The following is a 26,021-nucleotide window of genomic DNA, read 5'->3' as shown; positions in this document are numbered from 1 at the left end:
ATTATTTTGTGTTAAGGTTTTCTAATGCTTCTAAAATTCCGTCTGCCCCAGGATTGATGGCGGTGGGAGAGAGGTAGCTCCATTCGATGATGCCGTCTTTATTGATGACAAAAAGGGCTCTGTTGCATTCTCCTTCTTCGTCATTGTAAACACCATATTTCCTGGCTGTTTCTCCCTTGGCTTCAAAGTCTGCAAGCAGTGGAAAGTGCAGGTTTCTGGATTGTGAAAATGCCAGGTGGCACCATTTGCTGTCTACGGAAATTCCGAAAATCTCCGCATCATATTTTTTGAAATACTTCAGCATTTCGTTGTATAGTGCCATCTGGTCACTGCACACCGGGCTCCAGTCTGCCGGGTAAAATGCAAGAATGACATTTCGTCCTCTGAATTCGGATAAGGTAATCTTCTGATCCGGGGTTGCAAATAATGTAAAATCAGGGGCAACCGTATTTTTTTGTAGCATAGGATTAGTTTTTAATCGTTGGAATTGGTATTGTGAATGTACAGATGAGCAGTAAGGCTGCGGGAAAAATCAGCGTCCAGTTTCCTAAATAAAAGAGCAGGAAAGGAGCTGCTGAAGCACCGGAGAGGAAACCCACCCATAAGAATAACAAATGAAAAATATTCACTTTGTATTCCTTCCGCTCGTCTACCTGATTACTCATGACAAACAGAGCAGCTGTTCTTGCCAGACTGTTTAAAGTACCTGTCACAAAATCGGTATTGATCTTTTGGTTACCTACCGAAGTGACAATGGTGTTCATAAGACCCATTGAGAAACCGATAACAGCTATAGTCACTCCATTGGCAATATGTTCATAGTAATCACTGATGCTGTAAAGGATCATGATTCCGGAAACTGTGTAGAAGATCATCTTTGTGCTTCTGAACTTCTTTGATAATGATAGACACGTTCCTGTGTAAATTCCTGCCAGAAAAAAGCTGATCACTATAACAGAACTGATGATAACACTATATTTTTCACTGAAAACTGCCGCACCTAACTGGGTCGTATTGCCGCTCATAAAAGAAACGTAGGTTTTCCATTGTATCAGTCCTGTGGCATCTGTATATCCTGCGATAAAAGCCAGGAATACTGCCAGTTTCTCCTGTGTTCTGACGGTCTTGTCAGGGAGCAGGATTTTTGTTTCCGGAAGCACAGGCGCTATTTTCCAGGTTTGATGAATACTTTCTTTTCCGGAAATTTCTCTATTTCTCCTTCCTTCAGTCCGAAATTGGTGATGACCACATCTTTAGGGTTTCCTGCCAGCCATTCGCTGATATCAATGGATTCATAGGTGCCGCTATTAAATCCGATCAATACCTTACAGACGGTATCTCCGGTATTTTTGATATAGTGCCCGGCTCCCATAGGTACATAGCCTACATCACCGGCATTGAACTGTTCTGTGACAGAAACTCCTTCCGCCAGGAATACCGACATTTCTGCCTGTCCGGATATAAAATACTGCCACTCATCTGCATTAGGATGCCAGTGCATTTCTCTTAAAGCGCCGGGCTGCAGCTCCAGCACAGAACCTGCCATTGTGGTGCTGATCGGAAATTCCTTACTCGTAACCAATCTTTGGAGACCACCGCCGGGAATGATTCTTGGCTGCTGGGAATGCAGAGGATAGCGGTGCAGGCTTGTCAGTTCAATGTCTGATTCCTCGGGACGGGCTGTGGCATTCACGGACAGTTCATCCGGAACGACTCCCGCTGCGAAGTAAACCTCTTTCTGTGGAAGTTCTGCTACTTCTTCAAGGCTTAGTCCTAAATTCTGTGCAACGATTTCAGGTGGCACACTTGACAGAAAATCTGTAACGCTGAAGGTATGGTCTTCCGAAAAGTTACCATTGTCAAAAATCAGAATGAAATGACATTCCTCTGTTCCGGTAGCCTGGATGGAATGTCCGTAGCCTTTCGGGAAATACCATACGTCACCGGGTTCAAAATTATCAGTATAACTTCGTCCGTCCGGATGTATAATTGTTGTACGTACCGTTCCTGAAATTACATACGCCCATTCTGCAGCATTGGCATGCCAGTGAAGCTCTCTCATGCTTCCGGGCTGTAATCTCATGGAAACTCCGGCAATACCTACAGAAGCAGGGAATTCTTTTACGGAAGCACCTCTTGTTGTACCACCGTCACTGGTACGCGGTTCCTTTTTTTCTAATTCGTATCTGAAACTTAATGATGATGGATTCATAGTATTATTTTTTGTGATTAATGCTCTTTGTTTTTGCTATTGTAAAGCTACTTCTGAATTTTACTTTTTCTTGATGTCATTCGGTGAAAAGGCAAAATGAGTCGTTGAGGATATAGAGGGTTGCTACTTTTTTAAAAAGGCTGGTTATATTGACCTGTCAGTGCTTTATTTTCAATGCTTTTTGCAAAGTTTGGTGTTTCTTCATGATTGTGGGCATCTGAAGCAGCCTGTCTTGATGCAGCGGCATCTGCAAGGTTGATCCCGTGTTCTTTCAGGTATTCAAACATTTCTGGAGTAGCTGTCGCATGAATTTCATTGGTATAAAGACAGGTCTTTTCATCAATCTTTGTCGCTTTCAGCTCCCATAGAACCTGAACTTTTGTACGTCCGTTTTTTGTAATTGAATCAGAGATGGAAAGCATGCGGCAATAGTCAGGACGGTGAACATCTGCAACATAATGCTGAACCATCAGAGCATCCCCAATGGTTTCTACATTTAAAGATACCGGCTTACCATCAAAGGTAACTGAAATAGCAGCTCCGATATGCTGGGTAGAGCAGCGTTGGTATTCGGCATCCGGCAGATTAAGCAGCCAGTCTGCGATATTCACTTTTTCAATGGGGGCATTGATGATGGCACTTACGCTTGAATGAGATAGTGCGTTTTCGGGAGTTTGTAAGATTTCCATAGTTGTTGATTTTGATTTTTATGTTATTGATGATGTAAAGCTACAAACCGGTTGTTTTAATTTTGCCTGCTGTTCGCTCAACAGGCGAAAACAATCGTTGAATAAGCTGATGATGTTCAAACGATAACAGGGAACGCTCCTGAAACAAAAAAATCACTGTAGGTTACAGTGATTGATAAAGGATAGTTTTTAAATGTGGTTATTTATACAGCCATTTTTTGATCAGTCTCGTATAATTGGGCATGACGACAAATACCATCAGAAAAACAATGATACCCGAATTGATGAATCCATCAGAATAATGATTGGGTGGAATATATAAAAATCTTAAAAAAGGAATGATCAAAGCAGGAATAAGAACAGACAGCGGATAAATGGCAGACCAGGTTGCCAGAAACTGTTTCCAGCGTACCGGAACTTTATTCCCTTCATTTTCTGTCGTAAAAAGAAAATCAAGCCCGGATCTGATCTGATAATGGTCGTTTTTCCTGAACAGTGGATTCGCTTTCTCAATAAGCTTTTTCCGGTTATCCGACTCCATCCAGCTTTTAAGATGATTAATCGTATCAAAACGGATAATGACGGTATACACAAAAGTCAGATCGGGAATAGGACGAACAATCTGAAGATCAATAAAGCCTTCCGAATGCCTGGTGACAGGAATAATTTCGTCCAGCCATTTTTCATACTGTGATTGTTTTCCATCCAGAATATGATGGGTAATGACTACTGAAGCACCCTGATTTTCCATAACTGATTTTTTATGGGTTAATTTAATACGCTCTTTTATACTGCCACGGAATTTCTGTTTCAATACTTAATGTCTTGGCAGAATGAATAGCAAAATAAGGATCTCTCAGATGTTCCCGGGCAATGATTACCAGATCTGCATCTCCATTGACAATAATATCATTAGCCTGTTCTGCTTCCGTAATCATTCCAACAGCTCCTGTTAAAATCCCGGTCTGTTCTTTAATCGCTTTTGCAAAAGGAACCTGATATCCGGGAAATACCTTATCCTTGCTTACATTGGTAAATCCGCCGCCGGAAGCAGTAATGAAATCTACACCATTTTCTTTAAGGATCTCTGAAAGTTTAATGCTGTTTTCCAGAGTCCAGGCTTCCTCCGATTCTATATAGTCAACTGAAGAAATTCGTACGAACAGAGGCATTTCAGCAGGAATAACTTTCCTGATTTCCTGAACGGTTTCTACAAGGAAACGGATCCTGTTTTCAAAACTTCCGCCATATTCATCCTGTCTTTTGTTGATCACTGCGGAATAAAACTGATGGAACAGGTAACCATGTGCCGCATGAAGTTCAATGGTATCAAACCCTGCTTCAAGAGTACGAAGGGCTGCTTTAACGAATTTAGTCTTCAGTTCCTGAATCTCATCAATGGTGAGTTCTTCAGCAAAAACTCCGTTGAATTCCTGGGCAGAAGATGATTTTACCGTCCAGCCTCCTTCTTTCGGAGTGAGAGGTTTCATTCTTTCATTGGGATGTTTCAGGCTGCCTTTTCCTCCTGCATGCCATAGTTGAATTCCTATTTTAGCATCCTGTTCATGCACAAAATTTACGATGTTTTTCCAGGCATTTTTTTGTTCATCGTTCCATATTCCTACATCGGATAATGTAGCCAGACCTTCTTCTGAAACGGCTGTACATTCGGTAAGGATCAATCCTGCACCGCCAACAGCCCTGCTTCCAAGGTGAACGAGATGCCAGTTGCAGGGAACTCCGTTTTTAGCGCTGTATTGCTGCATAGGAGATAGTGCAATCCTGTTCTTTAAGGTAAGACTGCGAATGTGTATGGGTGAAAATAAATTCATTTTTTCTTATTTTTAAATTGTTTTTGAGAATGCTTCAGCTTCAGAAACAGCTTTCAACAAAACGTTCTGTACTTCTGCCAGTATTTTTTGCTGATCAGTATTTTCTGCTGATGCTGTTTCAAGAATATCAAGTCTTTCCTTTAACAGAGGATGTAATCCCATGATGGCAATGCTGGATTTCAGATCATGAGCCCACAGTTTCATCCCTGAAAAATCCCGGTTTTCATAAGCTGTTGTCAATTTCTGTAGATGATTGGGAATATTCTCAATAAACTGTTGAGTGACCATTTGTTCGAAGCTTTTATCGCCGCCGCTCACCGTGTGCATATAAGTGAGATCAATATACTGATAGTCAGATGATGGATTTTCGGTTTTCTTTTCGTTTTTATTATTTTCTTTAAACCCGAGTTTCGAAATAAGCATAAACAGTTCTTCTTCATTGACAGGCTTAGGAATATATTCGTTCATCCCACGGCTCAGGCATCTTTCTCTTTCTCCTGCCAGCGCATGGGCGGTCATTGCGATGATCGGAATATCCAGTCTGAGTTCTTCCCGTATTTTTTGGGTGGCAGCATAGCCGTCCATCTGCGGCATCTGTATATCCATTAAAACCAGGTCGCATGCATTGCTTTTGAGATAACTTACGGCTTCGAGGCCGTTCGATGCAATATGAAAATCAATATTCCACTGGGAGAGCAGGTGTTTCATCAGGCTTTGATTGATCACATTATCATCAACCACCAATACTTTAAGGGGCGTATTGGACTTATCTTTAAAATAGTGGGGATCAACAGCTGGAATGACAGTAAGCTGTTCCTCAGCAATTCCGTAAGGAATATAGAAATGAAATGTAGTTCCTTTGCCCTGTTCACTGCTTACTTCGATGTTTCCGTTTTGCAGTACAATTAGGCTTTTCACTATGGATAAACCTAATCCTGTTCCACCGTAATTTCTTGTCGTTGAATCTTCTCCCTGATTGAATCTTTCGAATATTTCAGTAAGCTTTTCTTTGTCAATTCCTATTCCCGTATCTGAAATTTTAAATCCCAGAACAGCTTCGTTCTCTGTTTGCTGTTTACTGTAGATTTCAACAGAAATATTTCCCTGATGAGTAAATTTTATGGCATTTCCGATCAGGTTCACTAAAATCTGCGTCAGTCTTGTGGCATCTCCCACCAATGTGTCAGGAATTGAAGGATCAATCGTACTGGAAATGGTAAGTCCTTTTTCTTTGGCCCGTTCTGTAAAAAATGTTTCTACGGAATTAACGAGACCGTTAATGCTGAAAATTCCAGGGGTAATGCGCATCATCCCGGCTTCTATTTTAGATAAATCCAGAATGTCATTGATGATCGCCATCAGGTTTTCTCCGGAACGCTGTATGGAAGAGACAAATTCTGCTGAGGTTTCATCCAGTGGGCGTTTTTGCAGCAGATTGGTAAACCCGAGAATTCCGCTTAAAGGAGTTCTGATTTCGTGGCTCATATTGGCAAGGAAATTTTCTTTGGTCTGTGCTGCTACCAACGCTTTTTTCTCGGCAATATCAAGTTCGCTTATAAGTAACCTCTGGCGTTTGAACTGTCTGAGAATGTGATATCCAACGACAGAACCGCTCAAAATCAGTAAGATCAGTAAAGAAATATCATAGAATCTTGCTTTTTGCCCCATTTCTTCACTTTTCTGGCTGAGTTCAACCATATTCAGCTTTCTGCTTTCATATATTTTAGCCGTGATGCTGGTGATTTCATTAGAAATTTTTCTTGCACGCGGATTGGCAATGGAGGTATTATCGTCCATGTTTCCAACAGAAAGATAACGGTGCAGGAGTTTATCTTTGGTCGTTTTCTTTTCCATGGCAAGAACGCTTAATCTGTGAATCAGCTTTTCTTCCTCAGCATTTACATTGTCTTTGGACAGAGAATCCAGGAAATTTTCAATCTGACTGATTTTTTGGTCAATGCCTTCAAGATGGGTAGTATCATTCGTTGCAATAGACGCCCTGATTCTGCTTTCCACTCCCAGAATATCACGGTCAATCTCCCGTAAATGATTGCTTGAACGCAATTCGCTCAGCAAGGTATTGTTATTCTGAATCAGCGCCTTTGTATTTCCTGCAGAATTGAGCTGAACAGCTATCAATAGGAGTGAGCCCGCAATAAAAGTCAGGATAATAAAATAGCTGAATCGTTTGTTATCCATTACTGAAGATATGTTTTTCATAATTAACGGTCTGATTTTAAGATAAAATACCGGTAAAAAGTCAAGATGGACCAGGAACTGTTCACGGGCTTAAATCAAGCCGAATTTAAATGTTTGATTGCCTGTAACGGCTAAAAGACATTCATTCGTGTATTGAGAGCTTTTCTGTATGCGTCTGCCACAGGAATGAATTTGCCATTGATCATAATACCACCGTCCTGCAGGGTGTCAATTTTGCCTACTGAAACAATATAGGAACGGTGAACTCTTATAAAATGATCCTTGGGAAGACGTTCTTCAGCTGTTTTCATTTTGCCGTGAATGGCAAACATCTTTTCCTTGGTGTAAAATTTTACATAATCACCCATAGCTTCTGCATAGAAAATATCATCCAGCTTTAGGCGCCTTGTAATATTGGAATCCCTTACAAAAAGAAACTCATCCCTTGTGATTTCCACATTTTCTTTTCTGCTTTCAAGAATCGTCTGTGCCTTGCTTACAGCCTGCAGAAATCTTACCGGCATAATGGGCTTCAGAAGGTAATCTGCAATATTAAGCTCAAAGGCTTCCAGTGCATATTCTTTTTTCGAGGTGGTAAAAATGATGATGGTCTCTTTACCGGAAAGCGTTTTCGTGAGCTCAATTCCTGTCATTTCCGGCATTTCTATATCGAGAAATATCAGATCGACGGAATTGGACTGAAGATAATGATAAGCTTCTATAGCATTGGAAAACTCGCTGACGATCGAAAGATCCGGAACCTGTTTGGCGAGATGGGCTAATGTTGTTCTTGCGATATCATTATCATCCACGATTAAGGCTTTCATAGGTATAGTTATTTATGGTTTACACAAAGATAATTATAACTTTTTTATTTTGTGTTATCTGAAATAGGAACGGATCATCCATGCCATTTCTTCATGGGTTTCCATCAGACCTGTAATAAAATCGCTGGTACCGTAATCTTTATACTTTTCTGCAAATGGGGTGATGTTTCCGCGGAGAAATTCGATAATGCTTTCATGATCACTCAATAAATCCTTCATGTATCCCAGACCATCGTTTGTTCTTTCACTGTATTCTGTTAAATGAGTCAGTTCCAGATAGATTTTCATCGTGGCCGGTGCATAATGGCCGATTTTACGCATGCGTTCTGCAACGCTGTCAATAAGTTCATCCAGTTGTTTGTATTGTTCTTCAAAGAAAATGTGATTGGCATGGAAGTTATCTCCGGTTACGTTCCAGTGGGCATTTCTTGTTTTGATGTAAAGCAGTGTTTCATCTGCTAATAGTTTTGCTAATTGTTCTGCAACAGCTTCTGTGTTTTTTTCTGTAATTCCGATTTTTGTTTTCATAATAATAAGATTTTAGTTGAGCATTATTGCCTTTTTCTGATGTAAAGGTCAGTCATAATCCTATAAAACGATCGGTATTTTCGGCGAACGGGCAGAATCAATCGGTGAAAAGCGGACAATCTCCGCTTTCCATAAGTTTCAGAATAATATAACAGATAATTTTATCAGCTGAGATGCTTCTTTAAAAAGGCAAGACTTCCTTCTGCCAATGTTTGAGAATCATAAGGTGATTTCTGCCATAATGAAACCTTTTCCTGCATTTCCGGAATTGAGGAACTGAAATTTTCAAGAACCAGATTCCCTTCAAAATTGATTTTTTTCAATGCAGAGAAAAATTCTTCCCAATTGATGGTTCCCTCTCCAAGCATTCCCCGGTGAGACTCTGTCACATGAATGTGCTTCAGTATTTTTCCGGATTTGATAATCGGGTCATAAAAATTATTTTCTTCGATATTCATATGGAAGGTATCAAGGTGAAGGAAGAGATTATTTCGGCCCGTTTTCTTAATAAGTTCAAGTACATTTTCTGCTGTATTGCAGACATAGGATTCATAGCGGTTAATAGGTTCTATGGCGATATCTATACTTTTGGCCTGGGCGTAATCCGCCACATTGCACCACACATCAGCAATGATTTCTTTTTCGTTTTCTGTGAGTGGTTTTCCGGTAAAAACACCGATTCCGCCATGCAGGACACCAGCCAGAAGATGGGTTTCCAACTCATATACTTTATCGATGGCTTTTTTGATAAGCTTTTCCGCAGCTTCAGGCTCAAACGCAATATGAGCATCTTTGGGAAGATTCAGCGAACATACTGCTTCCAGATGATTGTCTTTCAATTGTTTTTTTACTGTACCGGCATCAAAGTCCATTGAATTCGGCAACAGTATTTCAATCAGATCAAACCCGGCCTGAGCGGTTTTTTCTATTGCATATTTTCCTGATTCTGCATTCCATAACGGAGTAATCCAGGAGAGTAGGGAAGCCCCTAATTTTATATTCATTATTTTTTTTATTTAATTTAAAAAATCCACCATTCTGTCCGTATTCCGAAATAAGTCCCGAATCTTTTTGCCCCGGACTGTTGTAAAAATGGTGAGTATAGCGTACTCATTGCCTGGTTATTGTATCTTGAAACTTCTGCAATCAACCGGATGTGCGGTCTTGCCCAGACACTTCTTTCAGCGGTAGGGACAATAGTAGGAGCCAAAACCAGTTTCATCATTGATGCAGCATCCTGCGTTCCGTTTTTTCGGGTGGCATAATGGAACTCAGAAAGGATATGAAACCAGTTGTTGAAATAATAGGTCGCTCTTATACCGGTATTAAACTCTGTTTTTTTGTTGAAAATTTCACGGTTATAATAGTCCATCGCTTTATCAGTACTGGTTGATCCTCCTTTACTTTTGGTGAAAACGGCATAGGGATTAAGTGACCAGCGGTTTGAGATATTCCAGAGGAAATGTTCAACAACCGTAAAAGAGTAAGCTCCTTTATACGTTTTTGTGACCTCATCAGGAGCTCCGTAGGTTCTCCAGGTCTGTGTATTACCATTATCACCTCCATTGGCAATTCCGGTCCCGTATCTTACAGAAAACTGATTGAATGAACCCGGAATTGTCGTTACAATATCTGTATTTAATTTAGCTCCAAAAACCCAGCCCTGATCCGATGGGTATTGCTCTACAGAATTTTCTCCTGATTTTTCTACATGATGAAATTCCGCCATCAGTTTCAGCTTGTGTTTTGTGTTTTTAAATGGCAGCGTCTGCTCAAGGACAAAAACTTCTCTTTGTCTGTAGATCAGGTTTTTTGATCCGCTGATCACATTGGTGTAAGAATAAGGAGTGGAGTTGCTGGCCGCGGTATCAATAGCCGCCGGGAAAAACATGGAAAATCGTGTGTTTTTGTGCCTTACACCCCAACCGGTTGCCGAATGGTCATCAAAATAAAAATAATCTGCAATATGAATATCATCATATCTCAGCCATCTTGATCCCGCCCAGACATCCCAGTCACTTCCCATAATATTTCTGGCCTCAACAAAGGCTTCCGGCAAGGCAATAATCATCCCCTGATTGGATTTTGAATCTACATTTCCCAGAAAAGTTCCTCCTGAATAAAAGCTCAGTCTTGCCTGCATATCGATCTTTGTACTTTTGGTACTGTCACCGTTTACCACCGGGCTAAAATGGAAGGCTGGTAAGAAATCTACGTAATCTCCCTGATCCATTCTGCCACCTAAGGATCCTTGATTGTTCAGATTCAGCTGTCTTCCTGTTTTTCCATCGGCATTTGGAGAATAACCAGCTCCGATTCTTCCTGTTGTCCCAAAGGAAAATTTTTTGTTGGTTATTGTGATCTGGGCATTGATTCCCCTTCCGGCGCATATAAGTAAAATGCACCAGGCTAATAAAAGCTTTGTTTTCATAGGGATTATTTAAGTGTTTTGGGCTTGTAGAATTTTAATGCAAATAATAAAATAACGACATAACAGAGAATAGGAAGGAGGTAGGCATGGGCAATGTCTTTTTCTGCAATTCTACCCATAATCGGAGGGAAAACAGCACCTCCAAACATCGCCATAACCAGAAATGAGGAAGCCTGCTGAACTTTTGACCCTAATCTTTTAAGTCCAAGACTGAAAATAGTAGGATACATTACACTCAGGAACAGGTTGAGCAAAATAAGGCTTATAAATGATACCCATCCGAAACTTTGGGAAATAATAAGGCACAGAATGATGTTACATGCGGTAAAAATAGCCAGCAGTTTGTTGGGAGCAATGAATCTCATCAGGAAAGTCCCGATAAATCTTCCGATCATCATCATCGCCATACTTAAAGAAAAATAATAGGAAGCCTGTATCTCCGGAAGGTGCATTTTTTCTACCCCGTAATTGATAAAATAGGCCCATGTCCCGCCCTGTGCGGCAATATTAAAAAACTGGGCAATAACGGCAAATATAAAATGTCTCTGCTTGTAGAGCGGTGCGTGCGGATCTGATACAGACTGGTCTTCTCCTTTTTCATTGTCTGAAGTGATGATATCTTCAGCATGAGGGTCTTTAAGGTCCGGTACTCTGATAAAGCTGAAAATTATGGTAATCACAAGAATGACAATCCCAATCCATGTATAAAGATTTTTAACTGAATCCAGGGATCCTGATCCTGAATTAGGCGTCCCGAAAATGAAATATCCTCCCAACAAAGGACCGATAATGGCTCCCAATCCATTAAAAGACTGTGCAAAATTAACCCTCTGATCACTCGTTCTTTCATCACCAAGAGCTGCTACAAAAGGATGGGCTACTGTTTCAAGGGTTGCCATCCCCATCGCAAGGACAAAAAGAGCTAGTCTGAAAAAATTAAATGAGGAAGTGTCGGCCGCTGGAATAAACAGAAAGGCTCCCAGTGCGAAAAGCGAAAGCCCTAGTATAACGCCTAATTTATAACCAAATCTTTTCATAAAAAGGCCCGCCGGAATCCCCATGAGTGCATAAGCCCCGAAGATGGAAAGCTGTACCAAGCCAGATTTGGATTTCGAAATATGGAGGACATTCTGAAAATGCTTATTCAGTACATCACCCATGGTAAGCGCAATGGCCCAGAAGAAGAATAAGGACGTAACAAATGACAGGATGATGTAATATTTCTTATCTGTAAATTTTGGAGTATTCATATCGTATGTTTTTAAGAGGTTTTACAGCTGTTTTTTTCTCTGAATGCCTTGAATTCTTCATAGGTGTAATCAGGGCATGCCCCCGATTTCGAAGTGATAAAAGCACCCAGTGATGTGGCCTGTTTCATGATCTCTTCCGGAGATCTTCGCTGAATTCTTTTAGACAGGAACCCGGCCAGAAAAGAATCTCCACTGCCCACAGTATCTGCAATTTCAATATGAACTGCCGGGAAATCATACGCAATATTCCCCACAAAGTATCTGGCACCTTTACTTCCTTTTGTAAGGACAATTTCATTTAAATTAAAATAAGCCTGGAGATGTCTGATGCTTGTATCTTCGTCAATATACTCTTCACCTAGATATTCAAGAATGGTTCTGAGTTCTGCCTTATTCATTTTAACAAGATCAGCTTTATGCAATAATTTTTTAATGAATTCAAAATCAATAAAAGGAGGTCGGAAGTTAACATCAAAAACTTTGAATTTTGAATATTCTAAAAGTTCCAGCAGAGTATTCTGAGATGCTTCACTTCTTGTGATCAGACTTCCAAAAACAAATGCTTCTGAATTTTGTATCAGTTCCTTATGCTCCGGCAGTGGCTGAATATAATCCCAGGCAATATCCTGCACAATGTCATATGCAGCCTCTCCATGCTCATCAAAATCGGCAATGACAGTTCCTGTGGCCTTTTCCTGGTCGATCTGTATGAAATCTGTTGTTATTCCCCAATCCTGGATCTGATTAAGAAGTCGATGTCCTAAATCATCATTTCCTATACGGCTTAGCATTTTGGTATCGATTCCCATTTTGAAAAGATTGTAGGCAACGTTAAATGGCGCACCACCAGCTCTGGAACCGGTAGGGAAGATGTCCCACAGAACTTCTCCGAAGCACACCACATAGTTTGATTTATTTGTTATCATATTAGGTTAAACGTTTAAGTTATTGTTTAAAAAATGTTTTATATCAGATTAATTATTTTAAAGAGGCTTTAGCAACCAGCTTTGCGGATAATGTTATTCTCTTTCCGGTAGCTGTATAATCATTGATTTGCCCGTCCAGAAGCTTAATTGCTTCTTCTGCCATTTCTTCAATCGGCTGTTGGATGTAGGTGATTTCCGTAGGGAAGAGGTCATAAGCATCGGTTTCATCAAATGCGATTACAGAGACCTGTTCCGGAACTTTTATATCGTTTTTAACGAGATAGGAAAGTCCTGCTACCGCAAGCTTATTACTGGAAAAATATAACGCGGTATTTTCAGGTTGTTTTCCCAGGTTATTTTCAAGCTGAGCACGTACCTCTTGTGCTATATTTTCTAATCCCACCAGAAGATATTGTATATCAGCTGTTTTGCTGGAAGAGCTTATTGCCTTTTCAAAACCATGCTGTCGGTCCAGCAGATGCGGAAGTTCAGTTTCGTAACCAATGTAGATCATTTTATCAAAACCCTTATTAAGAAGCAGGCTGGTTGTTCTCTCGGCTATCTCCTGATTATCAATGGTAATTCCCGGAACAGAAACACCTTTAAGATACCTGTCGATCGTTACAACAGGATATTTAAGCTGAATAAGGTTTTCAAGCGTCTTTTCTGATCCTGCTACAGGAGCAACGATCATTCCATCTACCTGCTGTTGTGAAAAAAGCTGGGTAAGTTTTTCAAATTTTTCTGCATTTTCGTCAGAACTACCAATAATCAGGGTATAACCTAATTGTAAAGCTTTATCTTCCAGATTCCTTGCTATATGAGAATAGAAGTCATTGGAAATGTCTGCAACGATGAGCCCCAGCAGCTTGGTCTTATTCGTTTTAAGACTTTTTGCAATCTTATTGGGAGTATAGTTAATCGTTTCAGCAATTTCAAAAATTTTTTTACGGGTCTCCTCGCTGATACGTTGCCCTTCCTTTCTGTTGAGAACATAAGATACTGTGGCTACGGAAACTCCTGCCAGTTTAGCAATATCTTTTATAGAAGACCTTTTCATTTTATTTTTTTAATGGGCAAAAATATTTCATAAAATAGTAAAAAACAATAGTGTAATTTATTTGGTAGTTAAAAAAAATAGTGTAATTTGGCAAATTTTATCATTCTGATTAAAACATTGATTTACAATTGTTTACATTTTGTTGACTGTTGTAATATTAACCATTTGTTAAATTATCTTATGGTAATTATTAATTTTGGTTAAACGTTTATTCTATGAATTTCAAAAATTGTATATAATTTTCATTTCTGCCTGGCCAGTTAAGACTTAAAATTAAAAATATTTAATAGGATTGGAAAGTAATTTCCGGCTATATAATTTAGATTTACTGTTTCTCAAGAAATCGTGGCGATTTGTATTTCGGGTTAATTAAAATCTTTTAAATGCAGGTTTACAATAGGGAGTTCTAGTCTGGTATTATCCACGACAATAAAGCCCTTTTTATAAAGGTTTTTTATATATTCAGCTTTTTTGGTAATTGTATTAATCTTTATCAAAAACAATAACGGTTAACACAGAAGAAAGATTTTAACTTTGGATCAGCAAGGCCTATTTCTTATTGATAAAGAATCGTAAAGAAAAATTTTCAATTGTTTTGTGATTAATTTTATTTAGTTATATTTGAAGGTACTAAAAACTAATACATTAATAAATAACTATGAAAAATCTAAAGAAAATTACAAGAGATCAAATGAAAAATGTTCAGGGAGCAGGGACTCCAATTACATGTCCTGCAAAATACTATCTTAAATGCGAATCGATCTATGTTTGTGATCCAGACCAGGGTATTTATGATTGTGTTTGCTCTTGCGTTCCAATAGGATCTTAATAAAAACTTTTATATAGCAGAAGCCTTCTCTTTGAGAGGGCTTTTTTGTTATATTTGCAGGAAACTTCTAGTCACATCCATCTCAAAGATTCTAGGTAAACTTATACTAGGCATTCTCATATTATTCCTGTTCTTAGGCATGTGTTTAAACTACAAAAAGGATCTTTTATTTTCTCAATTTTCCAACTATACATTTTTAAATAAAGAATTCCAATAGAATAAACTAGATTTGGAAAAAAAATAAAACATGGAATTTTCTCCTTTTAATCCTGTGATCAAGCTTTGTCTGCAAGGGATGAGCTTTGAAGACAAGGGAATGCCTGAAGAAGCAGCTCAATTATTTTTAAAAGCCTGGGAAGATGCATCAGACGATCATGAAAAGTTTCTGGCAGCTTATTATCTGTCACATCACCAGAAAACCACCGCTGATCAGCTGAAATGGTTTGAAACTTCCTTAAAGTTTGCCTTAAAAATAAATGATGATACTGTTAAAAGTGCATTACCTTCTCTTTACCTGAATATTTCCAGATGCTATAATGAGTTAGGAGATCATGAAAAATCAAAAAACAATGCCGAATTGTCAGAGTTACTTCAAAAACATCCGTCTGATAAAGGTCCTTTTTACCACGGAACAAAAGTCGACTTACAGATCGGAGAACTGTTGACAGCGGGAGGAAATTCTAACTACAAATCAGAATTCAAAATGAATCATATTTATTTCACTGCTTTAATCAATGGAGCAGGGCTTGCTGCTGCACTGGCAAAAGGTGATGGAGCAGAGCGTGTTTATATTGTAGAACCCACAGGGAATTTCGAAAATGATCCCAATGTAACAGATAAGAAGTTTCCGGGAAATCCAACCCGATCTTATCGCTCCGAAATGCCTTTGAAAATTATCGGAGAAATTACAGAGTGGAGTAGGCCCAGTCCGGAAGATCTTCAGAAATTCCGTGAAAAACTGGACAACAGTCAAGGAGAAATTATTAATTAGGAATTATGGAAAAAAGCTGATTTATGACTGTACTCATAAAAGCCGGGATGGATATTTCATACATTTGGGATAAGTTTTTCATTCATTCAATAATAGTTTTTAGCCTCTTTTTAGAGGCTTTTTGTTTGAAAAGTTAAATTTTTCACAAATTAAATTACCGTTTAATGAATATTCTTATATTTGAAATGAACTAAAACATTTTAAACCATGAAAAATTTAAAGAAAATCTCGAGAGAAGAATTAAAAACAGTTAAAGGAGCAGGACCTAATGTTCCACAATGTCCTCCAGGTGCTTTATGGAGATGTGAAGCTATTGGTGTTTGTTCAGAAGATTTTGATCAATGGGACTGTCTTTGTGGTTGCTATCCGGTAACGCTTCCTTTTCCAAGATAAATCAAAGCCCTCTTTTCAGAGGGTTTTTTCATTTAACAAAAACAGCCACAATGAAAATATTGTGGCTGCCTTTTTGAAATCAAATATCAACTATTATAAAGATCTGGAGCGGGCAATATTAATAAGGTACACAAGGTGTGCGTACATGCTTCGCTTTACAGACTCTACTTTTATATCTCCGGTGGCCTGATTGATGGTAGTAACCAAATCTGTATTACATTGACCCGCAAAGTTTCCACTTCCTAAATAGTTCACTGTATTGGTACTTGGATAAGAGATTCTGGGATAGTCAGGTGCTGTCTGATTAGCCACAGCAGTTGCATTGGCAAACCCTTTATTATCAACATATCGGGCTGTCCATGTTCCTAGAAATTGTCCGTTTCCTGTATTAATTCCCTGCCCTACAATAATTTGAGTGTCAACAGGATTACTGAATCCCGCACAGGAAGAGTAATGGTTTACAGAAACGGTACAGGAAGAAGCATTGTCGCCAGGTTGGAAGCATTTTCCTTCGTATACAGTCGATCTTTGTTCACTGGAAGAGGTAGATGTGTTCAGTATAGCCTTTGGCGCAAAAATTTCTTCTGGAGAAATAAGCGTTAAAACTCCTTGTGCATCTGCCGCAACAATCTTTTTTTCAGCATTTGAAAGTCCTCTTACTCTTACCAGACCATTCACATCCAAAGTATGACTTGGAGTGGCGGTATTGATCCCAACCTGCGCTGTTGAACTTCCACAAATAGCAAGTGCTGCCAAAAATAATGTTTTTGTTTTCATGTTATTTTTTGAAAAAGGTTAAATTTTTCACTAAGGTAAGAAATATCTTTAAAATAGAATGCAAACGGCATGAAATCTAATATAAACTAATTGTAAATGGATATTAAACATATTAATATTAAGTTTAACGTATAAATTTTAAAATAACTCAAAATTTATAGACACTCTATTTGTTTGAAAAATATTTGTATTTTAGCCGAAATATGTCGTTTTTTAATAAACATATTGGGTGCTAATTAAAATTCAGATAATTTGAATGAAAAAATTAGTAGATTTGCACGAAACAAAAAAATAATAAATATTAAGCAATATTCTCTCTGACTGGGTCTCTAGAAGGAAAGTACAGAAGAATAACAGGATTTTAGGTTATAAAACTACTGAAACTATGAAGAAACTTTTTTTACTTTTATTAACGGCGTTTTTATTTATCGGTTGCAGCTCTGATGATGATACTATTTATGATTATGTAGGAACATGGTCTGGTTCTTATGAAGGAGCAGACAAAGGAGTTTGGAACTTTGTGGTAGATGAAAGTGGTAAAGTGGTAGGAACAATGCATTCTGATGTTAATAATGAAAACTACAGCATTACCGGAAATTTAAGTGAGACAGGAGATCTTAACGCCAGAGTGGGGCTTCCTTCACAAGGAGATTTCAAAGGAACGTTAACCACAGAAAAAAAAGGAAACGGAAACTGGTCCAACTCACTTCCAACACCTGCCGTATCAGGAAGCTGGAAAGGAGAAAAGAAATAAAACAAGAAGTCTGCAGAATATACTGCAGACTTTTTTATTTAAACAAATCCCATATGGGTAATTTTATCATTTTCATCCTTTAATGCTATAAAATAGAGAAGACCATCCTCAGAAAAATACTTTTTAAAAGATGGATTCTGTTGTGTGTTCCAGCTGATTATTTCTTCATTGCTTTCTATATTATAATTTTCAGAATCTAATTTCATCGTCATAATCACGGTATATTCTGATGTACAATGGTCATTTTTATACAGAACCTGATCTTCCATTCTTACACAATCTGAAACCTTCCTGACCGTTCCCCATTGAAAATCTCTCAGGAGTTTTCTTCCTTCTTCAGTCTTTAAGCCGTTTTCAACTGTTCTTTTTCCTCTTTCAGAAGTGTTATCTAAATCTTTGATAGCAGTCATCACCTTTGCAAATTTCTGGTAGAGTAGAGGATCACCTGTTTCTTTAATATATACTTCCAGACTTTTCCGGATCATTTTCCCCATTTTGGAACAGTGTCCGAATTCAGAACTGTTCTGTCTTACTTTCTCATAGGATGGATTCTTTTTAAACGCAGCTTTATTAAACCCGCTTTTCTTCCGAACCACATTTTTGCCATTCAGAGTATAAAATACCAGATCGCCTACTGCTCCTGTGATCTTGATTACACTTTCATAGGTTGCCATATCTTTAAAATAGAAATCAAATATACCAATAAATAATGAAAATCAAAACTTTAACATATATTTATAATATAGTTGTAGTATAGTTATACCATAATTAAATTATAAAATGTATATTTGTGGTAAATTTTGTTAATTAATTATAAATCAGAAGAATATGGGAGCGGAATTATTTCAACAAAAAATAAAAGTAAAGCAGTTGGTGGTTACCCTGGCAGCTGCTGTTTTTATGGTTTCTTGTGGATCCTCGAAAAGTGCTTCTGCGAGCAAAAAGTCAAATACAAAAGCCGTAGCGAAGGCTGAAAATCTCAGAAAACTGGATTCAAAATTTAATGGCAGTGTTTCCAGGTCCATCAATGATATTTTGAAAGATGCAGAAAAGTATATCGGAACACCATATAAATTTGGAGGAAATACTTCTTCAGGATTTGACTGTTCGGGATTTACGGTAAAAGTATTTGAAGAAAATAATTTTAATCTTCCCAGAAGATCTTCTGATCAGGCCGATGCCGGAAAGAATATTGATATCAAAGACGTAAAACCGGGTGATCTGTTGTTTTTTGCGACAGCCGGAGGAAGCAGAGTATCCCATGTGGGAATTGTTCATGATATAGGCCCTGATGGAGAAGTGAAATTCATTCATGCTTCTACCTCAAAAGGCGTAATCATTTCATCCCTGAATGAAAAATACTGGAATAAGGCCTATCTTCATGCTCAAAGAGTGTTGTAAATATTCTATCAATAGAAATGGGCTTTAGCCAAAACTTACATAATCTTCTTCTTTAACCACCCCGTCAAAAATTCTCTGAATTTTTGCCACACCTCCGGTGGAGGGGAATTGCCAGGTTTTACAATTGCGCATTTCTGCAAATCAATAATATTCTTGTCATTGCAATAGCATTGCATCCCAAAACCTATGAAATTTGTCCAAAACTATTATCATATGGCAGATTTCATCAGATTCTTTATTCCTTTATATTTCATACTCTTCTTTATCATTTCCTTTGTTGGAATTAGTTATAAAGTAGCCAGACAGATTGGCAAAAATCCTAATGTTCTTCCCAAAGATGATTCTGCATATGGACTTGTGGGATTGTATTTTAAGCTGGTTTTATTTGCTTTGTTTATCTATACAATACTTCTTTTGTTTTTTCCGAAAGACATTTTCCCTGCTTTTAAAATCAATGTGCTGGAATATGATCTCATTCAATACACAGGGTTGGTTTTAATGATGATGGCATTGATTTGGGTTGTTATTGCCCAGTTACAAATGAAAAACTCATGGAGGATTGGAATTGATAACTCAGCAAAAACAGAACTGATAACTCACGGATTATTCAGGTTTTCAAGAAATCCTATATTTCTGGGAATGACCATAAGCCTTATTGGATTTTTCCTTGCTTTCCCTACCGTAATTACTTTTGCTCTTCTACTGACGGGAAGTATGTTGATGCAGATCCAGATCAGGCTTGAAGAAGAGTATCTCTTAAAAGAACATGGAGAAATTTACATCGCCTACAAAAAGAAGGTGAGGCGCATGTTGAGTCTTTATTAAATGCATGATGTTACAACCTGTTTTGCTGAACTTTTTTGTATCTTTGGGCGGTATAATTTTAAATAAGAAACATGTCGTTACAACAAACTATTGAAAATATCTGGGACAACAGAGAATTATTGCAGAATGAAGACAGCCAGAAGGCGATCAGAGAAGTCATTTCTTTAGTTGATAAAGGGGAACTTCGTACTGCAGAACCCACAGAAAACGGATGGCAGGTAAATGAATGGGTGAAAAAAGCTGTAGTAATGTATTTTCCGATCCAGAAAATGGAAACTATTGAAGTAGGCCCGTTTGAATTTCATGACAAAATGCCTTTGAAGAAAGGTTATGCTGAAAAAGGGGTGAGAGTTGTTCCACATGCAGTAGCGAGAGAAGGTGCTTACATTGCTCCAGGAGTTATTATGATGCCATCTTACGTTAACATTGGTGCTTATGTAGATTCCGGAACAATGGTAGATACCTGGGCAACAGTAGGAAGTTGTGCACAGATCGGTAAAAACGTTCACTTGAGCGGTGGCGTTGGTATCGGTGGGGTATTGGAACCATTACAAGCTGCTCCCGTAATCATTGAAGATGACTGCTTTATCGGTTCAAGATGTATCGTTGTAGAAGGAGTTCACGTAGAAAAAGAAGCTGTACTGGGTGCTAACGTGGTATTGACTGCTTCTACAAAAATTATCGATGTTACTGGAGATACACCTATTGAAATCAAAGGAAGAGTTCCTGCACGTTCAGTAGTAATCCCTGGAAGCTATACAAAACAGTATCCTGCAGGAGAATATCAGGTTCCATGTGCACTGATCATTGGTCAGAGAAAAGAATCTACAGACAAGAAAACATCTCTGAATGATGCATTGAGAGAGAATAATGTAGCCGTTTAAGATTAATATTTTAATCTAATACCACAATCTTGAAAGAAAAATTTCTTAAAATACTATTAAACCCTAAATATATATTTGGGGTTTATCTTATTATATCCGTTGTTACTGCAATTTCCAAATATCTGAGAGGAGATTATGCGATCAATAACTATCTGATTTTTAAAAACGTATTCTTTAATACCATTCATCAGAAAAACTTATTTATCCATTATCCCGATCTCTATTTTGATCTGAACCATTATGGTGTATTTTTCAGTGCTTTGATTGCGCCGTTTGCCATGATGCCGGATTGGCTGGGAATCTCACTTTGGAATATTGCCAATACTTTCATCTTTATCTACGGAATTTATAAACTGCCTTTTTCAGACAGTAAGAAAGCCATTTTCGGATTGCTTTGCCTTCAGGAATACATCACAGCAGCTTTAAGTCTGCAGTTCAATGTGGCGCTGACCGGTCTTTTGTTGTTGTCTGCAGTGTATATTTACGAAAGAAAAGAAGTAAAATCCGTAACTGCAATTTTAATAGGAATATTTGTAAAAATCTACGGAATTGTAGGATTAACTCAGTTTTTCTTTATTAAAAGCAAAACTAAATTTATACTTTCAGGAATTGGCATTGCTATATTATTTTTCGTACTTCCGATGGCCTATTCAAGTCCGCAGTTTGTCATTCAGTGTTACTCGGACTGGTTTCAGTCTATTGTAGAAAAGAATAGCGAAAATCAGGTTCTTGGAAATATGCAGGATATCTCTTTAATGGGCTTTGTGAGAAGAATTTTAGGTGATGCATCCATTTCAAACCTTGTGTTTTTAGCAGGCGGATTGCCTCTCTTTGCTTTACCTTACATCAGAATAAAGCAATATAAGCATTATGCTTTTCAATTGATGATTTTGGCTTCAACATTACTATTTTTGGTATTATTCAGTTCAAGTTCAGAATCTCCTACGTATATTATTGCGGTGGTAGGAGTGCTGATCTGGTTTTTCCTTCAGAAAGAAAGAACACCATTGATCATTGGATTGTTGATTTTTGTTATTATTTTTACCTGTTTCTCAACTTCGGACCTTTTCCCGAAATTTGTAAAAGAGAATTATATTATCAAATATTCGTTAAAAGCCGTACCTTGTATTGTAATCTGGTTGAGAGTGACTTATGAACTTCTGACTAAAGATTTTGAGACAAATTACAGCCTGAATTAATACATATGAAGAAAATTTCAATTGTAATTCCCGCTTATAACGAAGAAGGAAACGTGGCCATGATCCATCAGAAAATTAAAGAAGTTTTTGATGGTTTGAACAATTATGACTTTGAAATCATATTTGTGAATGATGGCAGCAGGGATAATACTCAACAAAAATTAGAAGAACTTTCCAGTCAGTATGATGAAGTAAAATTCATCGAATTTTCCCGTAATTTTGGACACCAGCCCGCTGTAAAGGCAGGTATGGACAATGCCCACGGAAATGCAGTCATTTCTATGGATGGAGATCTTCAGCATCCGCCGGCGCTTATTCCGGAAATGATTCAGAAATGGGAAGAAGGTTATGACGTCGTTTTTACCTTTAGAACGTATCCTAAAGAGATTTCTTTTTTTAAAAGAAAAACATCAGACCTGTTTTACAAGCTTTTATCAAGTTTATCAGATGTTAACTTAACAAAAGGCGGCGGCTCAGATTTCAGACTATTGGATGCAAGTGCAGTTGAAGTGATGAGAAATTTTAATGAAGACGATCTGTTCCTTAGAGGATTAACGAGCTGGATGGGTTTCAAACAAACAGGAATCGATTTTACTGCAGCAGAAAGACTATCAGGGAAAAGCAGTTACAATATCAAAAAGATGTTTACTTTTGCCTTTACGGGAATCACTGCTTTCAGTGTAAAACCCCTTTATCTGGCAGCATATCTGGGCTTTTTATTCTCAGCGCTTTCAGTAATCGGATATGGAGCCTACGTAATTCATTCATTTATTGCCAAAACAGAGATTTCCGGTTGGGCATCTTTGATTATGACCATTGTTTTCTTTGGAGGACTTCAGTTGATCATCCTCGGAATCATGGGAATTTATTTAGGTAAAATATTCAAACAGGTGAAAGACAGACCAAATTATATTATTAAAAACAAAAATTTTTAGAATGGTTTTATTGAGTTTTGACATTGAAGAATTTGATATGCCATTAGAATATAAGGGTGAAATTCCCTTTGAAAAGCAGATTTCAATTTCACAGACAGGATTAGAGAGAATTCTCGATATTCTTAAAAAACATAATGCTAAAGCTACTTTTTTTTCCACAGTAGTTTTTGCAGAAAATAGCAAACACCTTATCGAAAGGTTATTGAATGAGGGGCATGAACTGGCTTCTCACACCTGGTTTCATTCGGAATTTGAAGACAAGCACCTGAAGGAATCTAGAGAGAAACTGGAAGAATTATTTTCCACAAAAGTGACCGGATTAAGAATGCCGAGAATGATGCCGGTAGATGAAAAAGCAGTGGAAGAAGCAGGATATGCATACAATTCCTCCATCAACCCTACATTTTTGCCGGGAAGATATAATAATTTAAAAGTATCAAGAACGTATTTCAAAGAAGGAAATGTAACGCAGATTCCGGCTTCGGTTTCTCCTAACTTCAGAATTCCTTTGTTTTGGCTAAGCTTTCACAATTTCCCTTTGTTTTTCTACAAAAAACTGGCTTCGGACACCTTGAAAAAGGATAATTATCTGAATATTTATTTCCATCCTTGGGAATTTGCAGAAATTAAAGATGATACCTTTAAACTTCCTGGATTTACGGTAAAAAACTCAGGAAAAGATATGGTGGAAAGATTTGACTCGTTTGTAGGATGGTTGAAAGAAAAAGGACATACATTCGGAACATTTCAGGAATTTCAAAAACAGATCCAACGATGAAGATTGCCTTTGATGCCAAACGGTTTTTCCACAATACATCCGGCCTGGGAAACTATTCGAGAGATCTTGTAAGAATCCTTTCCGAATATGAACCGGAGAATGAATATCTGTTATTAAACAAAAATAAGTCCGAGAGAGGAAAGGAGATTCTGGAGCGTTCTAATGTTCACTTTATTGAAACCTCTAAAGGAAACCTGTCCCGTCAGCTTAAAATGGGTAAAGATGCCCAGAGGCAAGGTGCTGATATATTCCATGGATTATCGGGCGAACTTCCACTCAAATGGGATCCAAAGCCTATTAAAAAGGTGGTTACCATCCATGATCTGATTTTTGTAAGATATCCGCAGTATTATTCTTTTTTTGACAGGAAAATTCATTTCTGGAAATTCAAAAAAGCCGCTGATACGGCTGACAAAATCATTGCGATTTCAGAACAGACCAAAAAAGATATTATTCAGTATTTAAAAGTTCCTGAGACTAAGATTGAAGTTATTTATCAGGGATGTCATCATGCTTTTAAAGAACAGCAGTCTCCGGAATTAATGAAGGCTGTCAAAGAGAAATTTAAGCTTCCCGAAAGATTTGTACTGAATGTAGGCACTATCGAAGACCGTAAAAACCTTTTGAATGTTGTAAAAGCGATCAACGGTACAGAAATTCCATTGGTTGTGGTGGGACGAAAAACCGGATACTATCAGAAAATAGAACGCTTTCTGAAAAGAAACAAAATGGAAAAACAGGTGCTTTTCCTTGAAGGCGTTTCTATGGATGAGCTGGCCTGTCTCTATAAACTGGCAGATATTTTTGTTTATCCTAGCTTCTTTGAAGGCTTTGGAATCCCTGTCATTGAGGCACTTTTCTCGAAAACTGTTGTTGTTACCAGCAATACCAGTTGTCTGCCTGAAGCAGGTGGAAAAGACTCTGTGTATGTGAATCCTGAGAACGATCTTGATATCCGAGCCAAATTAAAATTTCTCTGGGAAAATGAATCCGAGCGAAAACGCCGTGAGGAAAAGGGTTTCGAGTTTGTTCAGAAGTTTAATGACGAATCCATTGCAAAAGAGTTGATGAATTTTTATCAAAAAATTATTTGAAAAAACTTTGCATTTTAAAAATAAATCCTACATTTGCATCATAATTCAATACAATGAAACCAACATTTTTAGCATTACATCATTATCATCATCATCTCTGCTAGACGGAATTGATTGATATAAGTATGTGCTAAAATCAAAAATAATTAAAACCGTCTGAGTAAATAGACGGTTTTTTTGTTTCCTGAATTCTCATCAGAAATTTCAACAGATCAGTTTTTATTTGCTCGGACCCAAAAAAGGCAAAATGAGTAAATTAAAAATTGCAATCCAAAAAAGCGGCCGGCTTTACGAAGAATCTCTTCAGCTTCTCAAAGACTGCGGAATCTTCGTCAACAACGGTAAAGACCAACTCAAAGTTTCAGTAGATAACTTTCCGATGGAAATCATGTATCTCCGGAACTCAGACATCCCGCAATACCTCGAAGACGGAGTGGTGGATGTAGCCATTCTTGGCGAAAATCTTCTGGTTGAAAAAGGTAAAAACATTAAAACGATCCAGCAACTTGGCTTTTCAAAATGCCGTGTTTCATTAGCTGTTCCCAAAGAAGTAGAAAGCGATGAAATCTCTTATTTCCAGGGTAAAAAAATTGCTACCTCTTATCCTAACACTCTGAAAAACTTTTTAGAAAACCAGGGAATTGTATCAGATATTCACGTGATTTCCGGTTCTGTAGAAATAGCACCTAATATCGGTCTGGCAGACGGAATATGCGATATTGTAAGCTCAGGAAGCACCTTATTCAAAAACGGATTAAGAGAAACGGTTACTTTGCTGAAATCGGAGGCAGTTTTGGCTCAAACGCCTCAATTATCAGCTGAAAAAGAAGCCATTCTTGAAAAATTTGTATTCAGAATCAAAGCAGTTTTAAAAGCAAAAAATTCAAAATACATTCTGATGAATGTTCCCAACGAAAAAATACAGAAAGTTGCCGGCGTTCTCCCCGTATTGAAAAGTCCTACGGTGATTCCGCTTGCAGAAGAAGGCTGGAGCAGTATTCATTCCGTGATTGATGAAGAGCGTTTCTGGGATGTCATTGACGAACTCAAAGAAAATGGGGCTCAGGATATTTTAATCATTCCAATTGATAAAATGGTTATTTAAAAAAATCATAATGATAGATGTTGGTTAACGCAAAGGCGCAATAAAAATGAAGTTGATACTATTTTAAGACGCAAAGATTTTATCTCCGATAAAATTGAATAC

The 26,021-nt window shown here is 37.9% G+C and carries 27 protein-coding genes; 11 read left to right on the top strand and 16 right to left on the bottom strand.

Annotation, left to right across the window (positions count from 1 at the left end; translation table 11 throughout):
- Position 1: 1 nt before the first annotated feature.
- The 14 genes from KBP46_RS03830 to KBP46_RS03765 all read right to left on the bottom strand — a co-directional run bounded on the left by KBP46_RS03830 (position 2) and on the right by KBP46_RS03765 (position 13,954).
- Entirely contained in the window at positions 2 to 463 is a 462-nt protein-coding gene (locus tag KBP46_RS03830; RefSeq protein ID WP_216444672.1) for a redoxin domain-containing protein, read from the bottom strand.
- Between the two features lie 4 nt (positions 464 to 467).
- Positions 468 to 1,160 carry a YoaK family protein gene (locus KBP46_RS03825; RefSeq protein ID WP_216444671.1) on the bottom strand — a complete coding sequence of 231 codons (693 nt, stop codon included), beginning with the start codon at positions 1,158 to 1,160 and terminating at the stop codon, positions 468 to 470.
- A 5-nt stretch (positions 1,161 to 1,165) separates the two neighbouring features.
- Positions 1,166 to 2,212, bottom strand: a complete 1,047-nt coding sequence (locus KBP46_RS03820; protein ID WP_216444670.1) for a cupin domain-containing protein — start codon at positions 2,210 to 2,212, stop codon at positions 1,166 to 1,168.
- A 131-nt stretch (positions 2,213 to 2,343) separates the two neighbouring features.
- A complete protein-coding gene (locus KBP46_RS03815; RefSeq protein WP_216444669.1) occupies positions 2,344 to 2,901 on the bottom strand; it encodes a hypothetical protein in 558 nt (185 codons plus the stop codon).
- A 199-nt stretch (positions 2,902 to 3,100) separates the two neighbouring features.
- Entirely contained in the window at positions 3,101 to 3,652 is a 552-nt protein-coding gene (locus KBP46_RS03810; protein WP_062671539.1) for an antibiotic biosynthesis monooxygenase, read from the bottom strand.
- Positions 3,653 to 3,674: 22 nt separating this feature from the next.
- Positions 3,675 to 4,733, bottom strand: a complete 1,059-nt coding sequence (locus KBP46_RS03805) for an NADH:flavin oxidoreductase/NADH oxidase (RefSeq protein ID WP_216444668.1) — start codon at positions 4,731 to 4,733, stop codon at positions 3,675 to 3,677.
- 12 nt (positions 4,734 to 4,745) lie between these two features.
- Positions 4,746 to 6,953, bottom strand: coding sequence for a hybrid sensor histidine kinase/response regulator (locus KBP46_RS03800; protein ID WP_216444667.1), 2,208 nt, complete (start codon positions 6,951 to 6,953; stop codon positions 4,746 to 4,748).
- A gap of 110 nt (positions 6,954 to 7,063) precedes the next feature.
- A complete protein-coding gene (locus KBP46_RS03795) occupies positions 7,064 to 7,759 on the bottom strand; it encodes a LytTR family DNA-binding domain-containing protein (RefSeq protein WP_002978774.1) in 696 nt (231 codons plus the stop codon).
- Positions 7,760 to 7,813: 54 nt separating this feature from the next.
- Positions 7,814 to 8,287 carry a Dps family protein gene (locus KBP46_RS03790; protein WP_002978775.1) on the bottom strand — a complete coding sequence of 158 codons (474 nt, stop codon included), beginning with the start codon at positions 8,285 to 8,287 and terminating at the stop codon, positions 7,814 to 7,816.
- Positions 8,288 to 8,451: 164 nt separating this feature from the next.
- Positions 8,452 to 9,291, bottom strand: coding sequence for a sugar phosphate isomerase/epimerase (locus tag KBP46_RS03785; RefSeq protein WP_216444666.1), 840 nt, complete (start codon positions 9,289 to 9,291; stop codon positions 8,452 to 8,454).
- Positions 9,292 to 9,308: 17 nt separating this feature from the next.
- Positions 9,309 to 10,718 (bottom strand): carbohydrate porin, encoded by a 1,410-nt coding sequence (locus KBP46_RS03780; RefSeq protein ID WP_216444665.1) that lies wholly within the window; start codon positions 10,716 to 10,718, stop codon positions 9,309 to 9,311.
- Between the two features lie 5 nt (positions 10,719 to 10,723).
- Positions 10,724 to 11,968: a sugar MFS transporter gene (locus KBP46_RS03775; protein WP_062669803.1), complete on the bottom strand. Its 1,245-nt coding sequence runs from the start codon at positions 11,966 to 11,968 to the stop codon at positions 10,724 to 10,726.
- 11 nt (positions 11,969 to 11,979) lie between these two features.
- Positions 11,980 to 12,894 (bottom strand): carbohydrate kinase, encoded by a 915-nt coding sequence (locus KBP46_RS03770; protein WP_216444664.1) that lies wholly within the window; start codon positions 12,892 to 12,894, stop codon positions 11,980 to 11,982.
- 52 nt (positions 12,895 to 12,946) lie between these two features.
- On the bottom strand, positions 12,947 to 13,954 hold the full coding sequence (locus KBP46_RS03765; protein WP_123278270.1) for a LacI family DNA-binding transcriptional regulator: 1,008 nt from the start codon (positions 13,952 to 13,954) through the stop codon (positions 12,947 to 12,949).
- A 1,406-nt stretch (positions 13,955 to 15,360) separates the two neighbouring features.
- Here KBP46_RS03765 and arr point away from each other — a divergent pair.
- Complete coding sequence (arr, locus tag KBP46_RS24095) at positions 15,361 to 15,774, top strand: NAD(+)--rifampin ADP-ribosyltransferase (protein WP_367397897.1); 414 nt, start codon at positions 15,361 to 15,363, stop codon at positions 15,772 to 15,774.
- 207 nt (positions 15,775 to 15,981) lie between these two features.
- A complete protein-coding gene (locus KBP46_RS03755; protein ID WP_062669797.1) occupies positions 15,982 to 16,167 on the top strand; it encodes a hypothetical protein in 186 nt (61 codons plus the stop codon).
- Positions 16,168 to 16,260: 93 nt separating this feature from the next.
- Here KBP46_RS03755 and KBP46_RS03750 read toward each other — a convergent pair whose 3' ends face one another.
- On the bottom strand, positions 16,261 to 16,944 hold the full coding sequence (locus KBP46_RS03750; protein WP_062669796.1) for a hypothetical protein: 684 nt from the start codon (positions 16,942 to 16,944) through the stop codon (positions 16,261 to 16,263).
- 385 nt (positions 16,945 to 17,329) lie between these two features.
- Here KBP46_RS03750 and KBP46_RS03745 point away from each other — a divergent pair, with 385 nt between their 5' ends.
- Positions 17,330 to 17,698 carry a hypothetical protein gene (locus KBP46_RS03745; protein ID WP_034694405.1) on the top strand — a complete coding sequence of 123 codons (369 nt, stop codon included), beginning with the start codon at positions 17,330 to 17,332 and terminating at the stop codon, positions 17,696 to 17,698.
- Between the two features lie 38 nt (positions 17,699 to 17,736).
- Here KBP46_RS03745 and KBP46_RS03740 read toward each other — a convergent pair whose 3' ends face one another.
- Positions 17,737 to 18,372 carry a hypothetical protein gene (locus KBP46_RS03740; RefSeq protein WP_216444662.1) on the bottom strand — a complete coding sequence of 212 codons (636 nt, stop codon included), beginning with the start codon at positions 18,370 to 18,372 and terminating at the stop codon, positions 17,737 to 17,739.
- Positions 18,373 to 18,526: 154 nt separating this feature from the next.
- Here KBP46_RS03740 and KBP46_RS03735 point away from each other — a divergent pair, with 154 nt between their 5' ends.
- The 8 genes from KBP46_RS03735 (at position 18,527) to hisG (ending at position 25,919) form a co-directional block, all read left to right on the top strand.
- Entirely contained in the window at positions 18,527 to 19,099 is a 573-nt protein-coding gene (locus KBP46_RS03735; RefSeq protein WP_062669794.1) for a C40 family peptidase, read from the top strand.
- Between the two features lie 213 nt (positions 19,100 to 19,312).
- Positions 19,313 to 19,924 (top strand): isoprenylcysteine carboxylmethyltransferase family protein, encoded by a 612-nt coding sequence (locus KBP46_RS03730; protein ID WP_253297187.1) that lies wholly within the window; start codon positions 19,313 to 19,315, stop codon positions 19,922 to 19,924.
- A 71-nt stretch (positions 19,925 to 19,995) separates the two neighbouring features.
- Complete coding sequence (locus KBP46_RS03725) at positions 19,996 to 20,808, top strand: 2,3,4,5-tetrahydropyridine-2,6-dicarboxylate N-succinyltransferase (RefSeq protein ID WP_062669791.1); 813 nt, start codon at positions 19,996 to 19,998, stop codon at positions 20,806 to 20,808.
- Positions 20,809 to 20,837: 29 nt separating this feature from the next.
- Positions 20,838 to 22,007: a glycosyltransferase family 87 protein gene (locus tag KBP46_RS03720; protein WP_120231045.1), complete on the top strand. Its 1,170-nt coding sequence runs from the start codon at positions 20,838 to 20,840 to the stop codon at positions 22,005 to 22,007.
- A gap of 5 nt (positions 22,008 to 22,012) precedes the next feature.
- Positions 22,013 to 22,942, top strand: coding sequence for a glycosyltransferase family 2 protein (locus KBP46_RS03715; RefSeq protein WP_120231046.1), 930 nt, complete (start codon positions 22,013 to 22,015; stop codon positions 22,940 to 22,942).
- A 1-nt stretch (position 22,943) separates the two neighbouring features.
- Entirely contained in the window at positions 22,944 to 23,720 is a 777-nt protein-coding gene (locus KBP46_RS03710; protein ID WP_216444660.1) for a polysaccharide deacetylase family protein, read from the top strand.
- Positions 23,717 to 24,814: a glycosyltransferase family 1 protein gene (locus KBP46_RS03705; RefSeq protein WP_216444659.1), complete on the top strand. Its 1,098-nt coding sequence runs from the start codon at positions 23,717 to 23,719 to the stop codon at positions 24,812 to 24,814. Before KBP46_RS03710 ends, KBP46_RS03705 begins: the two co-directional genes overlap by 4 nt.
- Before the next feature lie 247 nt (positions 24,815 to 25,061).
- Positions 25,062 to 25,919: an ATP phosphoribosyltransferase gene (gene hisG, locus KBP46_RS03700; RefSeq protein WP_062669782.1), complete on the top strand. Its 858-nt coding sequence runs from the start codon at positions 25,062 to 25,064 to the stop codon at positions 25,917 to 25,919.
- Positions 25,920 to 26,021 lie beyond the last annotated feature (102 nt).

It is taken from the genome of Chryseobacterium sp. PCH239 (assembly GCF_018924625.1).
In the GTDB taxonomy this organism is placed as follows: domain Bacteria; phylum Bacteroidota; class Bacteroidia; order Flavobacteriales; family Weeksellaceae; genus Chryseobacterium; species Chryseobacterium cucumeris.
The sequence above is the reverse complement of the archived record's forward strand: the minus strand, read 5'-3'. Positions and strand labels throughout refer to the sequence as shown.

Excerpts from the sequence above, each read along its gene's own strand:
- KBP46_RS03830 (WP_216444672.1), bottom strand. The coding sequence starts at position 463 with ATGCTACAAAAAAATACGGTTGCCCCTGATTTTACATTATTTGCAACC.
- KBP46_RS03820 (WP_216444670.1), bottom strand. The coding sequence starts at position 2,212 with ATGAATCCATCATCATTAAGTTTCAGATACGAATTAGAAAAAAAGGAA.
- KBP46_RS03815 (WP_216444669.1), bottom strand. The coding sequence starts at position 2,901 with ATGGAAATCTTACAAACTCCCGAAAACGCACTATCTCATTCAAGCGTA.
- KBP46_RS03810 (WP_062671539.1), bottom strand. The coding sequence starts at position 3,652 with ATGGAAAATCAGGGTGCTTCAGTAGTCATTACCCATCATATTCTGGAT.
- KBP46_RS03805 (WP_216444668.1), bottom strand. The coding sequence starts at position 4,733 with ATGAATTTATTTTCACCCATACACATTCGCAGTCTTACCTTAAAGAAC.
- KBP46_RS03800 (WP_216444667.1), bottom strand. The coding sequence starts at position 6,953 with ATGAAAAACATATCTTCAGTAATGGATAACAAACGATTCAGCTATTTT.
- KBP46_RS03795 (WP_002978774.1), bottom strand. The coding sequence starts at position 7,759 with ATGAAAGCCTTAATCGTGGATGATAATGATATCGCAAGAACAACATTA.
- KBP46_RS03790 (WP_002978775.1), bottom strand. The coding sequence starts at position 8,287 with ATGAAAACAAAAATCGGAATTACAGAAAAAAACACAGAAGCTGTTGCA.
- KBP46_RS03785 (WP_216444666.1), bottom strand. The coding sequence starts at position 9,291 with ATGAATATAAAATTAGGGGCTTCCCTACTCTCCTGGATTACTCCGTTA.
- KBP46_RS03780 (WP_216444665.1), bottom strand. The coding sequence starts at position 10,718 with ATGAAAACAAAGCTTTTATTAGCCTGGTGCATTTTACTTATATGCGCC.
- KBP46_RS03775 (WP_062669803.1), bottom strand. The coding sequence starts at position 11,968 with ATGAATACTCCAAAATTTACAGATAAGAAATATTACATCATCCTGTCA.
- KBP46_RS03770 (WP_216444664.1), bottom strand. The coding sequence starts at position 12,894 with ATGATAACAAATAAATCAAACTATGTGGTGTGCTTCGGAGAAGTTCTG.
- KBP46_RS03765 (WP_123278270.1), bottom strand. The coding sequence starts at position 13,954 with ATGAAAAGGTCTTCTATAAAAGATATTGCTAAACTGGCAGGAGTTTCC.
- KBP46_RS03755 (WP_062669797.1), top strand. The coding sequence starts at position 15,982 with ATGAAAAATTTAAAGAAAATCTCGAGAGAAGAATTAAAAACAGTTAAA.
- KBP46_RS03750 (WP_062669796.1), bottom strand. The coding sequence starts at position 16,944 with ATGAAAACAAAAACATTATTTTTGGCAGCACTTGCTATTTGTGGAAGT.
- KBP46_RS03745 (WP_034694405.1), top strand. The coding sequence starts at position 17,330 with ATGAAGAAACTTTTTTTACTTTTATTAACGGCGTTTTTATTTATCGGT.
- KBP46_RS03740 (WP_216444662.1), bottom strand. The coding sequence starts at position 18,372 with ATGGCAACCTATGAAAGTGTAATCAAGATCACAGGAGCAGTAGGCGAT.
- KBP46_RS03735 (WP_062669794.1), top strand. The coding sequence starts at position 18,527 with ATGGGAGCGGAATTATTTCAACAAAAAATAAAAGTAAAGCAGTTGGTG.
- KBP46_RS03730 (WP_253297187.1), top strand. The coding sequence starts at position 19,313 with ATGGCAGATTTCATCAGATTCTTTATTCCTTTATATTTCATACTCTTC.
- KBP46_RS03725 (WP_062669791.1), top strand. The coding sequence starts at position 19,996 with ATGTCGTTACAACAAACTATTGAAAATATCTGGGACAACAGAGAATTA.
- KBP46_RS03715 (WP_120231046.1), top strand. The coding sequence starts at position 22,013 with ATGAAGAAAATTTCAATTGTAATTCCCGCTTATAACGAAGAAGGAAAC.
- KBP46_RS03710 (WP_216444660.1), top strand. The coding sequence starts at position 22,944 with ATGGTTTTATTGAGTTTTGACATTGAAGAATTTGATATGCCATTAGAA.
- KBP46_RS03705 (WP_216444659.1), top strand. The coding sequence starts at position 23,717 with ATGAAGATTGCCTTTGATGCCAAACGGTTTTTCCACAATACATCCGGC.
- hisG (WP_062669782.1), top strand. The coding sequence starts at position 25,062 with ATGAGTAAATTAAAAATTGCAATCCAAAAAAGCGGCCGGCTTTACGAA.